Annotated in this window: 13 protein-coding genes; 7 read left to right on the top strand and 6 right to left on the bottom strand. The window is 30.7% G+C overall.

What is annotated here, in order from left to right; genetic code table 11:
- Nucleotides 1–346 precede the first annotated feature (346 nt).
- From msrB to LEBU_RS01615, 5 genes are all read left to right on the top strand, one after another.
- On the top strand, nt 347–1426 hold the full coding sequence (gene msrB, locus LEBU_RS01635; protein ID WP_012806425.1) for a peptide-methionine (R)-S-oxide reductase MsrB: 1080 nt from the start codon (nt 347–349) through the stop codon (nt 1424–1426).
- Between the two features lie 24 nt (nt 1427–1450).
- Entirely contained in the window at nt 1451–2089 is a 639-nt protein-coding gene (locus LEBU_RS01630) for a cytochrome c biogenesis protein CcdA (protein WP_012806424.1), read from the top strand.
- Nucleotides 2090–2197: 108 nt separating this feature from the next.
- Complete coding sequence (locus LEBU_RS01625; protein ID WP_012806423.1) at nt 2198–2668, top strand: redoxin family protein; 471 nt, start codon at nt 2198–2200, stop codon at nt 2666–2668.
- Nucleotides 2669–3451: a response regulator transcription factor gene (locus LEBU_RS01620; RefSeq protein WP_012806422.1), complete on the top strand. Its 783-nt coding sequence runs from the start codon at nt 2669–2671 to the stop codon at nt 3449–3451.
- Nucleotides 3448–5115: a sensor histidine kinase gene (locus LEBU_RS01615; protein ID WP_012806421.1), complete on the top strand. Its 1668-nt coding sequence runs from the start codon at nt 3448–3450 to the stop codon at nt 5113–5115. Before LEBU_RS01620 ends, LEBU_RS01615 begins: the two co-directional genes overlap by 4 nt.
- 131 nt (nt 5116–5246) lie before the next feature.
- On the opposite strand, the gene LEBU_RS01610 is transcribed toward LEBU_RS01615, so the two are convergent.
- From LEBU_RS01610 to LEBU_RS01585, 6 genes are all read right to left on the bottom strand, one after another.
- Nucleotides 5247–6071 carry an FtsZ/tubulin family protein gene (locus LEBU_RS01610; RefSeq protein ID WP_012806420.1) on the bottom strand — a complete coding sequence of 275 codons (825 nt, stop codon included), beginning with the start codon at nt 6069–6071 and terminating at the stop codon, nt 5247–5249.
- A 187-nt stretch (nt 6072–6258) separates the two neighbouring features.
- A complete protein-coding gene (locus LEBU_RS01605; RefSeq protein WP_012806419.1) occupies nt 6259–6555 on the bottom strand; it encodes a PG0541 family transporter-associated protein in 297 nt (98 codons plus the stop codon).
- Between the two features lie 39 nt (nt 6556–6594).
- Complete coding sequence (locus LEBU_RS01600; RefSeq protein WP_012806418.1) at nt 6595–9651, bottom strand: efflux RND transporter permease subunit; 3057 nt, start codon at nt 9649–9651, stop codon at nt 6595–6597.
- A 165-nt stretch (nt 9652–9816) separates the two neighbouring features.
- Nucleotides 9817–10938, bottom strand: a complete 1122-nt coding sequence (locus LEBU_RS01595; protein WP_012806417.1) for an efflux RND transporter periplasmic adaptor subunit — start codon at nt 10936–10938, stop codon at nt 9817–9819.
- A gap of 28 nt (nt 10939–10966) precedes the next feature.
- Nucleotides 10967–12253, bottom strand: coding sequence for a TolC family protein (locus tag LEBU_RS01590; RefSeq protein WP_012806416.1), 1287 nt, complete (start codon nt 12251–12253; stop codon nt 10967–10969).
- A 22-nt stretch (nt 12254–12275) separates the two neighbouring features.
- Nucleotides 12276–12902 (bottom strand): TetR/AcrR family transcriptional regulator, encoded by a 627-nt coding sequence (locus LEBU_RS01585; RefSeq protein WP_012806415.1) that lies wholly within the window; start codon nt 12900–12902, stop codon nt 12276–12278.
- A gap of 215 nt (nt 12903–13117) precedes the next feature.
- Here LEBU_RS01585 and LEBU_RS01580 point away from each other — a divergent pair, with 215 nt between their 5' ends.
- Together LEBU_RS01580 and LEBU_RS01575 are read left to right on the top strand one after the other, a co-directional pair.
- Nucleotides 13118–13852 (top strand): vWA domain-containing protein, encoded by a 735-nt coding sequence (locus LEBU_RS01580; protein WP_012806414.1) that lies wholly within the window; start codon nt 13118–13120, stop codon nt 13850–13852.
- Nucleotides 13853–14142: 290 nt separating this feature from the next.
- Nucleotides 14143–14787 (top strand): hypothetical protein, encoded by a 645-nt coding sequence (locus LEBU_RS01575; RefSeq protein ID WP_012806413.1) that lies wholly within the window; start codon nt 14143–14145, stop codon nt 14785–14787.
- The last annotated feature ends 17 nt before the right edge of the window (nt 14788–14804 follow it).

The following is a 14804-nucleotide window of genomic DNA, read 5'->3' as shown; positions in this document are numbered from 1 at the left end:
TTATATTTAGCAAAAAATACAATTAATTATCTCCAAATTGAAAACATAAAAAAATCATATGGTTTTTTCACTTTATATCCTTTTATAACATTTAAAATATCTTCTTTATTTTTATAATAAATATTCCTATACAATCCTTTATTTTTTTATCATCATAAATTGCAATATTAATTTTATATTTTAACTTAACATTTTTTTAATTGCATCAAATTTGATTAATAAATTGACAAATATTATAAAATTATAGAAAAATATTATTATATTTCATTTTTTTTTATGAATTTTTGGACTATACTATTCTTGTAGATACAAAAAAATATTTAAATATAAATCGGGAGGCGGTTTTATGAAATCTAGAAGTTTACTATTATTCTTAATACTATCTTTAGCTTTATTTTCAGTAGTATTATCAAATAAAAACAAAAATCGAAAGAACAGAAATGAAAATAAACCGAAAAAAGAAAATATAATTCAGACAGGAAACGAAAACATCAGGGAAATCTATCTTGCTGGTGGCTGTTTCTGGGGACTTGAGGCATATATGGAAAGAATCGACGGGGTAAAGGATGCTACAGTTGGCTATGCGAACGGTAAAACTGAAAAAACGAGTTACAACATTGTCGCATCAACGGATCACGCAGAAACAGTTCACGTAAAATATGACGCAAACAAAATTTCTTTGAGCAAGCTTCTTAAATATTACTTTCAAGTTGTAGATCCTACTAGCATTAATCAGCAGGGAAATGATAGAGGCAGACAATACAGAACAGGTATTTATTATACTAATCCCAAAGATAAAGAAATTATTTTACAGGAAATTGAAGAAGAGCAGAAAAAATATACAGATAAAATTCAAGTTGAAGTTCAGCCTTTGAAAAATTATATACTCGCAGAAGAATACCATCAGGACTATTTAAGAAAAAATCCTAACGGATATTGTCACATTGATATTACTAAAGCAGATGAAGTTATTATTGATCCAAAAGATTATCCAAAACCAAGTGATGAAGAATTGAAAAAACGGCTTACTCCACTGCAATACAGTGTTACACAGAAAAAAAATACCGAACATTCTTTTTCAAATGAGTATTGGGATAATCATGAAGCTGGAATTTATGTGGATATAACAACAGGGGAACCATTATTTTCCTCAAAGGATAAATACGATTCAGGATGCGGCTGGCCAAGTTTTACAAAACCTATTTCAAAAGATGTTGTAACTTATGCAAATGATACAAGTTTTAATATGGTAAGGACAGAAGTGCTTAGTCGAAGCGGAAAAGCCCACTTGGGACATGTTTTTGATGATGGGCCTAAAGACAAAGGCGGGCTTCGTTATTGCATAAACAGTGCTTCAATTAAATTTATCCCATTAAAAGATATGGAAAAAGAGCATTATGGATATTTAATAAAATTAGTTCAGTAAAATGAACAGGATAGGAGAGAATTTATGTTTAATCAGCCATTACTGGTAGGAAGCGTATTTTTAGGAGGAGTAGCAAGTTTTCTATCTCCATGTATTCTTCCCATTGTTCCTGTATATTTGGGAATTTTAAGCAAAGGAAAAAAAACTGTGCTTAATACCTTTCTATTTATTTTAGGTCTTTCACTTACTTTTGTAAGCATTGGCTTTAGTTTTAGTTTTCTTACGGGAATTTTCTTTAATGACACTATAAAAGTTTTGGCAGGAATACTTGTAATAATACTGGGATTACATCAGACAGGTATCTTAAAATTTAACTTTTTAGAAAAAAATAAATCTGTAAATTTGGATTTAATTGAGAAAAATTCTTCATTACAGGCTTTTTTGCTAGGATTGACATTTAGTCTAGGGTGGACTCCGTGTGTAGGCCCTATTCTTGCCTCGGTGCTTACTCTTGCAGGCGAAAAAGGATCTGCAGTCTATGGAGGGCTAATGATGTTTATATACGTCTTAGGACTTGCCACTCCATTTGTTCTATTTTCCTTTTTCTCTCAGGAATTGCTAAAAAAAGTACGAACTTTAAATCAATACACAAACTATTTTAAAATCTTTGGAGGATTTCTAATTATATTTATGGGAATTTTACTAATAATGAATAAGTTTTAATAATTTTATTTTTTAAATTTTATAAAACAATTAGTAATCAAAATAACTTAAAAAATAATTACAAAAAATATTTTAAATTTGCTATAATACAGAAAGGAAGTAATTTTTATGAAAAAATTAATTGTAACAATTGTAACTTTGTTGAGTTTTGGATCGATTTCATTTGGAAATACATTGCAAGGAGTTCAGTTAAAGGACATTAATAATAAACCTGTTTCCCTTAACAAGTACAAAGGTAAGAAAATATATATTAAAATGTGGGCTTCATGGTGTCCTATCTGTCTTTCGGGATTAAGCGAAATTAATTCTTTAAGTGCAGATAAAAGTAAGAATTTTACAGTTATAACAATTGCTTCTCCAGGACAAAAAGGAGAAAAACCTACAGCCAAATTTATTCAGTGGTATAAAGGGCTTAATTACAAAAATACTACTGTTTTGCTGGACGAAAAGGGAGAAGTGCTAAAAAGGGCAAAAGTTTTGGGATATCCTTCAAACATTATATTGGATGGGAACTTGAATATTGTTAAAACTTTGCCGGGACATCTGACTGCTGCACAAATCAAAGGAGCTGTTAAATAAGTGTATAGTATTTTAATAATTGATGATGAACCGATTATAAGAAGAGGTATTAAAACCTTTATTGATTTTGAAAAATATAAGATAAGTGATGTTTATGAGGCAGAAGACGGTAATTCTGCCTTTAAGACTTTTTCAGAAGTCTTGCCTGATCTTGTCTTGCTTGATATAAATATTCCATTTAAAAATGGGCTTACTCTTGCACAGGAAATGAAGGAACTGAAAAATGATGTAAAAATAGCCATCATTTCAGGATATGACTACTTTGAATACGCTCAAAAGGCTTTAAAAATCGGAGTTGAAGATTATATTTTAAAACCTGTTTCAAAGACTGATATAAATGAAATAATCTCAAAACTGATTTACAGACTGGAAGAAACTAGAAAATACAACGAAGCCAGAAAAATTATTAATAAAATCAGTCACACTGAAAAAACTGCCAAAGATGTTTCCTACAGCAAGTATAAGGATATTTTAACAAAAAAAATTGAAGACAAATACAGCGAAATTTCCTTTAACTTAAATTCACTGGCGGATGAAATGAACTTATCCTCAGGATATTTAAGTTCGCTTTTTAAAAATTTATTTGGTATTCCTTTTCAGGACTATTTAAATAATATGCGAATGGAAAAGGCAAAATTACTACTTTTGACAACGGATCTGAAAAATTATGAAATTGGAGAACTTGTGGGAATAGAAAATTTTAACTACTTCAATTCAAAATTTAAAAAAACTTTTGGAATGACTCCGAAAGAGTTTAAAAAAAGTGTATTGGAGAAATTATGAAATTTAAAAAAACAATGAAAAATTCAATGTTACTCCAGCTATTTTTTTACTATCTGATTGGAAACTTATTATTCATCCTGTTTTTAAGCAGCATTTTCTACTATACTTCAAAATATCTAATAATGAATAAGGAAATTGAATATACTAACAAAAATGTTATAAGTACATCCCGTTATATTACTCTTTATGCTGATAAATTGAAAAATATGATTAATCTTTTGTCTGTTGATGCCGATGTTAGAAATTTTTTAATATCAGGAAATGAAGATTCAAAAAAGAGCATTGAAAAAATGATTTATTCGATTCTTGATAGTAATAAAGGAATTAAAAATATTACTGTAATCGGGAAAAATGGTAACATTGTATCCAGTGACAAAAACAATGATATGAAAATATCAGAAAATATGATGAAGGAAAAATGGTATGTCGATGCTATAAACAATTCAGATATGCCCGTTTTTAATCCCAGCAGAAAAAATTCCACCTCCTCTATGAACTCAGCTCTCTGGTTTCTGTCAATCAGCCGTGACATAAAAAATTCAAAGGGAGAAAATCTTGGTGTTATTGTTTTTGACATTAAATATGAAATTCTTGAAAGATATTTAAATTCCATTTCTTTTGGAAAACAAATCGACAATATTATAGTAGACAAAAACAACAATATTATTTACTACAAAGATGTGAAATGCTTTGCTGATAAAAAGTGTCTTGCAAAATTTTCAGAAAAGAATAAAAATAAAGATACATACTTATACGAAACACAGATTGAAAATACAAACTGGAATTTAAGAAGCCTTGCAAACACAAATGACTTAGTTACCTTAAAGAAAAATTTTTCTCACATAGTTATTATCATTTTCCTAGTTTCATTAGCTTTTTCTTCCATTATTACATTTATCGTAATAACAAAGATTCTAAGACCTTTAATAAAACTGGAAAATCATATGCAAAATTTTGAAAATAATCTACGGGAATTTCATTTGAGTGAAAAAACAGGCTATGAAATTCAGAACCTTGTAGAACATTTTAATATAATGGTTGAAAAGATAAAATATTTGCGGGAATATGAAATAAAGGCTCTTCACAGCCAGATTAATCCACATTTTCTATACAACACGCTGGACACAATTATTTGGATGGCAGAATTTAAAGATAACGAAAAAGTAATCAATATTACAAAGTCCCTTGCCAACTTTTTCAGACTTTCTCTTAGCAACGGACACGAAAAAATACCATTAAAAGATGAAATTATGCACACTAAAGAATACTTATTCATACAAAAGCAGCGATACGAAGACAAACTTTCCTATTTTTTCAACATAGAAGACGAAAGTCTTCTTTCCATCGAAGTTCCAAAAATAATAATCCAGCCAATTGTAGAAAACTCTATCTATCACGGAATAAAAAACCTTTCTGAAAACGGAATCATCACAATAGATGTTTATAGGGAAAACAGCGCCATCAATATCTTAATCAAAGATAACGGAATAGGCTTTGAAAAGGCTAAACAGTTCAAAAAAAGCAAGACTGGAGGAGTAGGAATCAAAAACGTCGATAAAAGAATAAAATTCTATTACGGAAAAAATTATGGCGTATTTATAAATAAAGACAACAAAACCGAAGGAGCAGAAGTAATTATAAAAATTCCTTTTAAATCAATATAATGTTGTTCTAAATACCAAAATTTGCCACAATATATATACATCTATGAAATAAAAAAGCCCTGCATAAACCGTAGCTTTGTTCATTAAAGAACTGCAGGGGAAATTGATACTTTTTTATTTTATAAAGACTACTATTCATCACTAAAATCTGTTGCTATTAATGTTATACTTACTGTTCCTTCCATATCAGGTTTCATAGCATATGCCCACACTATAGAGGCTTCGTCAGCTTCTAGCTCTTTTTCAAGTGCTCTAGTTATTTTACTTAGTTCATCTAATCCAATTTCTGGTCCCGCTAGAATATTCATTAATATTTTTCTGGCGTTTTTTATGGACTTTTCTAAAATTTCATTTAATACCTGTTTAACAACAACTTCCTCTTTATTTTCTCCAGCAGCTATTCCATATCCTAATACAGCTGTTCCTCCATTTTTTAACATACTATTAACATCTGCAAAATCAAGATTGACAATTCCTCGTTCTCGTATTATATCCTCTATCACTTTTATATTTTTTATAAAAATTTTATTTATTTCTTCAGATATTTTTTCAGTTGGTACTGTAATTACAATATCTGCAAACTGTTTTAATTCCGCTTTTCCAGTTTTTGCAAATTCTGCTTCAGAAGGAGCGGCTATTATTGATATAGTTAATATATCAAGTGATTGCGCTATTTTAGCAACAGCTGTAGATATTTTTACATTTTCCACTTCATCTGTTTCTGCTAAAATAAATAGCATATCAGTATTTTCCAGCGCTTTTTGAATTTTTTTCTCAAAATCTTCAGCTACTAATATTTTTATCCCAGCCTCCGATAAGTCCAAATTTTCCTGTTTCTCACTAACTGCCACAAAATCCGCTTCTACAGCTTTTATTATTTCATTTAGGGCGCTGTTCCCTGTTTTACCTATTCCTACAACTTTTATCTCAACATTTTTTTCATTTTCAATATTCATTACATCTTTCTCCTTTTAAATTCAATTTTAAAATACTATATATTTTAACACATTTTTTTCAAGAACGATATTAAAAACTAAAAATTTTTAATTTGATTCAAATTTTTTAAAAATCAGGACACCTGTAATCAAGTGTCCCAACCCCTTATACTTGAAAATATGGACAGTTTTTCTAGCTGATGTTAAATTATAAAATAATGTCATCAACTGGTAACATGGCTGCTCCCATTGAAATTGATTTTCCTAAATCTATTTTCATTATTTTTATAAGCCTCATAATTTCCTTTGCCTGCCTGTCCTCCAGATATGTTATCAAAACACTGTCAGTTCCAGGCCAGACGTGATTGTTAAAATGTTTTAATGTTCTGCTCCAGCGGCTGTATACTTGTGGAATAATAATATATTGCTCAATCCCATATTCTTTCATTTCTTCTTTTATTTTATCAATAAAGTAAGAATCAAAGTATATCTCAACTCTTTTCAAAAAAGCACCTCTTTTCTATTTTATTTAAAATTGTATTTTTTAATTTCTTTCATTTATTTTTTTTGCTCTTCTTTTTTCTTCCTTCGCTTTCTGTCTTTTTTCCTTTCTTTCTTCAACAATTGAATAAGCTACTGGTATAAAGAATAAAGTCAAGAGTGTACAGAACGACAGTCCAAACATAACTGCTACCGCCATTCCTTGATAATAACCTGAACTTCCTTTACTTGAAAATACCATTGGAATCCATCCAAGTACCGTTGTAAGTGTTGTCATAAGTATTGGACGAAGTCTTGAACCTGCTGCTTCCACTAGAGCCTCTCGAATTTCCATGCCTTTTTGCCGTAATCCCGACACGAAATCCAACAGCACGATGGCATTATTAACCGCCATCCCAAACAGCATAAGAATCCCGATCATAACGAACATGCTGAGCTGTATCCTTGTTACTGCCAGTCCAAATATTACTCCAATCATTGACAATGGCAATGCCAACATCATTATTAGCGGTAATACAAATGATTCCAGCTGTACTGCCAGCACGATATAGATAAGAACTATTGACAATGCCAGCGCATTCATAATTTCTCCACCCATTTCCTTCTGGCTTTGTGCATTTCCTGCTGGAGCTATTTTGTATCCTGCCGCTGGATTAGTTTTTTGGAACGAAGCATTTACAAAAGAAGCGGCGTCATTCAGTCCCTTGGATTTGTCCATATTTGCACCGACTGTTACGATTTGAGCTCCATTATAAGTCTCAATTGAAGCCGCTCCTTCCACTTCCTTCATTGTCGCTATATCTCCCAGCCTTACAAATTGTCCTGTGCTAGTTTTTATCATTATATTCAATATTTTTTCAAGCGAATTTTTATACTCGTCTTCAAATTCCATATAAACTTTTAATGTTTCAGTATCTTGAGTTACTTCTATTGGATCTACTCCTAAAACTGTCTGATTTAACATTCTAGTGATATCTGTAACACTCAGTCCATAACTTTCTGCCTTTACTCTGTCTACTTCCAGCTGTGCCTGTGGATATCCGCCTTCCGATGATGATTTTACATCCTTGAACCAGCTCTGCTGCTTCATATCTGCCATAATCGCATTGGCAATTCTATTGATTTCTTCAGCATTATCTCCTTCAACTTGGAATGAATAATCCTTTGAAACTGCACGTCCTCCAGCCTTCTGCGGTGACACTGCAATTGTAACGTTTGGAATATTGCTCATTTTTTGACGCACTCGTTCCATAGCCTTCATCGTATCTTTTTTTACATCAACATTTACTATTGCCGCCTGAGCATTTACTATCGTTGTATAATTTTTAGTTACAGGGTCTTCTTTTACTATCTGTTCCATTTGTTTAGAAATTTCGTGTGCCACTTCCACATCCAGTCCAGTAGAAAGTGATGCCACCACTGAATATTCATTATTGTCAATCGTCGGGAAAAATGCACTTTTTACAGTTTTTCCAAGTCCAAAAACTACCACAACAAATAGAACTGCTATCCCAATTATGACAACTTTTCTATTTTCCAACGCTTTTTTTACAAGCTCCTTGTATTTGTCTCTAAACGCATTAAATCTATGTGCTTTTCCTGCAGCCCCTGATATTTTCTCAATATTTAAAAATATACTCGAAGCCATCGGGATAAACAGCATTGCCACAACAATTGAAGTAGATAGTGCAAACATCATTGAAAAAGAAATTCCTGAAAAGACTTCCTTTGCAAATCCTGGAAATAAGACTATTGGTAAAAATACACAAACTGAAGTTGCTGTTGACGCTATCATTGGAAGTATTACCTCATTTGTCCCTCGAATAGCCGCCACCATTGCCGGTTCCTTATTTAACTGAATATGATCAAATATATTGTCTAACGTAACTACCGCATTATCCACCAACGATCCAATCGCAAGTGCCAACCCCATAAGCGAAATCATATTTAACGTAATTCCCTGTGTACCTAGTAGAAAGAACGTAAACATCGCTGATATTGGTATCGACATTCCAACAACAAGTGCCGCTCTTAAATCTTTCAAAAAGACCAGCAGCACTATTATTGTTATGACCAGCGCTTGAAGACCCGTACTTGTCACATTAGATATTGCCTCTTTTACTCTTATACTGTTATCAGTTATTATTTCATAGCTTGTTCCCGATGGAAATAAAGGTTTCATTTCTTCTAGAGCTTTTCTTGCTATACTTGCAATTTCAACTAGATTTCCATCCTTACTTTTCTGAATCATAACTGAAATCATATCTTGTCCATCATATTTAGAATAAGACGTTTTATCCTTTGTTCCGTATTCAACCGTCGCCACATCATTCAATCTGACTACCTGATTATCTTTATTGGAAATAATAATATTCTGTATTTGTTCCAACGTTTTTAATTCACCGTCAACTTTCAGTATAAATTCCTTGCTGCCATCTTTTACCGTTCCGCCTGGAACAATTGTATTAGCTGCTTGAATTTTTGCATATATTTCACTTGGAGACAAATTGTACGCCTGCAATCTGTATGGATCCAGTTTCACTTTTATTTGCCTTGTGGCATTTCCAAATACTGATATATCACCGACACCTCTGTTTCTCTTAAGTCTAGGTTTTAACGTTTCCTCTATAAAAGAAGTAATCGTAGCCTCGTCTCCGCCTCTTATTGCAACCATTAGTGCCATATCTGAATTTCCTCCAGCCATATTCATTTTTGAAACAACTGGATCGTTTGCGTCACTTGGTAAATCTCTTTTTATTTTATCAATTTCTGATTGTATTTGCACCTGCTTTATATCAGTATCTGTACCAAAATTAAACTCAACTATAACATTTGAATTTCCATAAGTTGAACTTGTTGAAATATTCTTAATCCCATCAACATTTAGTGCCGCATCTTCTATTTTTTTAGAAATCTGAGTTTTTACATCTTCAGAAGCGGCTCCTGTCCAGCTCGTACTGATAACTACCATTGGAAACTTAAAATCAGGTATCAATTCCTTCTTCATCGAACGCATAGTCATGAATCCTGAAAAAATCATAAATAATAATATCATCGTTGTAGAAACGACTCTTTTCGTCGCAAATTCTGCTACTGTCATTTTTTGCTTCTCCTTAATTTATTTCTTTAATTTTTATAGAATCTTTAAATTAATTTTTTTATACTTAATTTCTAAAATACAGCCAAATAAATTTGAAAAATAAAAAATTTCAAAATTTATCTGACTGACTTAAAAAACATTATACTCTAAAAATTAAATAAAAAACTATTGTACTCTTCTTATTTTTTCATCATTCTGAACAACATTCTGTCCATCAACTATCAATTCTATTCCAGCTGTTAATCCATTTCCAGTAACTGCTGCCATTTCTTCATTCTGATTAGTTATTTTTATAGGAATTGCAACTGCCTTCCCATTTCTAACAATGTAAACTACTTGTTCCACACCTTTTACGACAATAGCTTTTTTAGGAATAATTAATCCGTCTTCAGCTCCTGTATCTATACTTGCAGTTCCATACATTCCACTTTTTAGCCTTCTGTTTGAATTAGGAATTTTGATTTTTACTGTAAATTGTCTACTTGATGAATTTGCTGCTGCAGCTACTTCATACACAGTTCCCGTCAATTCTTCCCCTTTTAGTTCATCAATTTTTACTTTGGCTTGCGTTCCAACATGAATTTTGCTAATTATTTCAGGTGAAACTCCAACTTCCAGCTGCATTTCCCCTTCATTTATTACAGTAAATAATTGATTTCCTGCTGAAGTTTGCTGATGCAGTTCCAAATTCATATGTGCAATAGTTCCTGTTGTATTAGTTTTTACAACCGTTTTTCTATTTGTGTCGTTTGCTGAATCCAGTTCTGCACGTGCAGAACTTAAATTATTTTTTGAAGCATTCAGGTTGGCTTTTGCTGAATTATACTGAGTTTTTGCATTTAGATATTCAGTTTCTGTTACAAGTCTTTTTTCATACAACATAGCGTATTTTTCATAATTAATTCTAGCTTCTTCCAATGCTGCCGATGATGAATTGATATTTGATGAAGCTGTATTTACAGTTGAAGCTGCTCTTTTCACATTTGATCTAGCAGTCTGGTTGTCAATTGAAACTATGACTTGCCCTGCTCTGACATTATCACCGTTTTTTGCATTTATTACAACTATTTCTCCAGAAGAAGTAGCTGTATATGGGACTTCTTCAATTCCTTTCAAAGTTCCGCTCGCTTTATATCCCAAAGAAATTGAATTTTGTCCAATAATTTGTACTTTTACTGGTCTTGAATTGTCAATTGCCTGAGTTTTTTTCTTTCCGCAAGATATTGCAAGCATCGCAAGTATTGCCAGCCCTACTATAATTTTTTTATTATATAACTTCATTTTCATTATTTTCCTCCTGCTTTTATTTTTTAAATTAATCTAAAAATGCCCCATACTGTGATACTAGATAGTAGTATTTTAATTTGGAGTTTGCATAATTTACTCGGCTTAATCTTAGTTTTGCCTCTGCATCCAGCAAATTATTCATTGTAATTAAGTTATATTTGTATCTTTCCTTTTCCAGTTCATAAGTCTCTTCAGCTTTTTCCACTGCAACTTTCAATGCTTCCAAACTTTTTTCCAATGCCTGAAGCTGATAATATGTTTTTCTCATATTTGCTTTAACAAGATCTAGTGTCTGTTCTGACTTAACTTCAGAAATCTCCTGAGTTTTTTCGGCATATTTTACATTGTCCTTTCTTCTTCCCCAGTCAAAAATATCCCAAGAGAATGTTACCCCTGCTACTGATGTAAACTCTTTTGTTTCAAATAATTTTTTTGGCTTATTTTTTGCATTTAATGCTCCATAGTTTATTGTTCCGTTGATTGTCGGCATAAAGCTAGCTTTTTCTAATTTTACATTCTTTTTCGTAATGTCAATCTGCTTTTGTGCAATCTTATATTCTGTATTCAAAGTTTGCAATTTTTCCAAGTCTTGTTTTAAGTCAACTGTCTTAGTAAAATTATCTTCTACTCCAAATGGAACTATTTCAATATTTTTTGAATCTGGTATTCCAATTAATATTCCCAAAGATTCCTTTGCAATTTCAATATTTCCCTGTTGCTGTACAATTTGCGCTTCCATATCTTTTACGCCACGTTCCGCTTCTCTGTATTCAGGTTTTGTAACCATTCTCAAATTATATTTTTCCGTCTGAATTTTATAATTTTCATCTAATGCTTCTTTCGATTTTTGTAATACTCCAAGTGTACTGATTGCGTCGTAAACATCAATATATGCTTGAACTGTACTTAAAATCGTATCTTTTTTAGTTTTATCCAATTTTAGCTCGGCTAATTTCAAATTATCCTTACTTATTTCATTTCCCAATTTTAATTTTCCGCCTGTATAAATTGGCTGTGATAACGATACATAATGCTGATATGATTCTCCTGTCTTGGTCAAGACATTTTTAGTCAAAATATCTTTAAAATGCGCATTTGCCGAAGCATTGTAGCTTACTGTAAAAAATTTCTTTTTCCAGCTTCTGTCCACATCAATCTGTCCCTGTTCCACTTCCAGCATTCCTACCTTGATGTCCTTATTGTTTTTTACTGCCATTTCTGCAGCTTCCTGTATCGTAATTTTTTGTGCAAAACTGGAAATTCCAGATAGTAAAAGTAATAATGCCGTTAGCAGTTTTATTCTATTTTTGTTCATCTTTTGTTTTTCCTTCCTAAATTTATTTGAATGCATTATTTATAAATTTTATTACTTCCTTCAATGAATTTTCAAATTCATCAGTATTTTCAATATTTATAAAGTCGCTACTTTCTAAATTTTTAAAATTTTTCAAAACAAACTCATTGTATAAAAATTCTTCTATCGCCAAATATACAAATTCGGATATAATTTCCAAATTATACTTATTTCCATTTATTTTGTTAAATTTTTCAACAATATTTTTTTTTATAAATTCAATTGATACTTTTTTCAATTCTTCAAAAAAGTTTTTTAGTTTTGAATTTGAAAGATTTCTATTAATACTGCTTATTTTCATATTATTGAGAAGTTTAACAATATAATTCATTTTACTGATAACATAATCTTCCAGAATTTTACTAGGCTCCTGATTAACATTAATTTTACTAATTCTTTCCTCATTTTCTTTTTTTATTCTTTCCAAAATTTCATACAGAACTTCATCTTTTGTCTTAAAATAAGTATAAAAGCTCCCTTTTGAAACTCCCAGTTCCCTAGTGATATCTTCCACTTTCGTTTCTTCATACCCATTTTTCCTAAACAATTCCCATGCCTTATCTAATATTTTTTTTCTTTTCTGATTTTTTTTCCCTTTTTTTCTTTCCAAACATCTCCCGCCTAACAAATAAAATTGACTTCCAAGTCATTTTTATATAATATAACGTTTTGTCGGTTTTGTCAATTATTATTTATATTTCGTTTTTTACTTGCCAAAATTAAATTTTTGTAATTATCTTATTGAAATTTTTAACTTTTTCAGGTACACTATTATTAGAAGGAGTTTGTAATAAATATTATAAAAAACGAAAGGAATGAATTAAAATGAAAAAAATTTTTAACTTAGTTATTTTTCTGCTTTTAAGTCTGTCCATTATCCCTGCTCCAAAAACAAAAAAAACTACTATCAAAAAAAATCAGGAAAAAATGGAACTTATATTTATTCTGGATAAAAGCGGTTCAATGGGCGGATTAGAATCCGACACAATTGGAGGATTCAATTCAATGCTGGAAAAACAGAAAAAAGCGAAAAATAGAAACACGTATGTTACAACCGTTCTATTTGACAATGAATATAAATTATTATACAGCCATACTTCAATATCAGAAGTAAAACCGCTAACTGAAAAAGAATATTCTCCAGGTGGAACTACTGCCCTTTTAGACGCAATTGGAAGAACTATTTCACAAGTAAAATCTGAACAGGCAAGATTAAGCAGCAAAGACAAAGCAAAAAAAGTTTTATTCGTAATAATTACTGACGGAATGGAAAATGCAAGTAAAGAATACAACTTAACTACAGTAAGAAGACTAATAGAAGCACAAAATAAAAATGAAAAATGGGAATTTATATTCTTAGGAGCAAATATAGATGCAATAGGAACAGCAGAAAATCTAGGAATAAAAAAATCAAGAGCCGTACAATACAAATCTGACAGCATCGGAACTCAAAACAACTACAGAGCAGTAGAAAAAGCAATAGACGGAGTAAGAGCAGGATATTTAGACGAAAGCTGGAAACTAGAAATAGAAAAAGATGTTCAAAATCGAGGAAAATAATAGCCCCTCATCACAGCTTTAACAAAATATTTCCTAAGAATAAAATCTTTATTAATATTCAAAACATTCAAATTGTAAAATTTAGTAAAGCTAATCCTTTTGATTATTAACAAGCTGGGATTTCTCTCAGCTTTTTCTGTTTATAATACATTTTAAGAATTTTTTAAATATTATATAGATATTTTAGTTTCTTTTTTAAGATTATAAGTTAATAAATAAAAAATATAAAGTATAATCTTACTTTAATATGCTACGATTTAAATAAAATTAAAGAATAAGGAGTAATAATAGTGAAAAAAATTATTTTAACAGCAGCCATAATCATGAGTTCAACAATATCATTTTCAAACAATTTACCAAATATTCAAAAAGAAACAGCGGGAAAAACAAATAGTACAGAAAAAAATTCAGAAATGGACAATATTATTGGAGAATGGAGAAATTACTGGACTTTTATAAAAATTACCAAACAAGGAAACGATTATTATATTCAAAAAGCTGATATGGATAAAGACTATTTTTATAATCAAGTTGTTGATAAAAAATTTTCCAAAGCACCTGCTTTTGTTCAAAAAATTGAAAATCATTCAGTATTTGAAGGGCTTACTCCTGTGATTATCAGTAAACCTGAAAAATTGACTTTAGATAAAAATGGATTTTATACTTTTGAACATGATGACAAATATGGAAAAAACAACAAAGTTTACTGGGGATTATCAAAGTATTCTCAAGATGACTATAATTATGACAGATTAGGAGAATACGGCGAATATAGACCTGGTGAAAAAGAATTTTATAAAGGGCTTAAAGTTGGAGATGTTGTTTTAAAAGATTATTTTGATGATGAAAACAGAACATTTACAAGATGGAACTATAGACCTTTAAATGATAAGGATAGAGAAATTCTTAAAACTCTAACGATAATTAATCAATAAAAAATATATAGGAGGAA

The organism is Leptotrichia buccalis C-1013-b (assembly GCF_000023905.1).
GTDB classification, from domain to species: domain Bacteria; phylum Fusobacteriota; class Fusobacteriia; order Fusobacteriales; family Leptotrichiaceae; genus Leptotrichia; species Leptotrichia buccalis.
The sequence above is the reverse complement of the archived record's forward strand: the minus strand, read 5'-3'. Positions and strand labels throughout refer to the sequence as shown.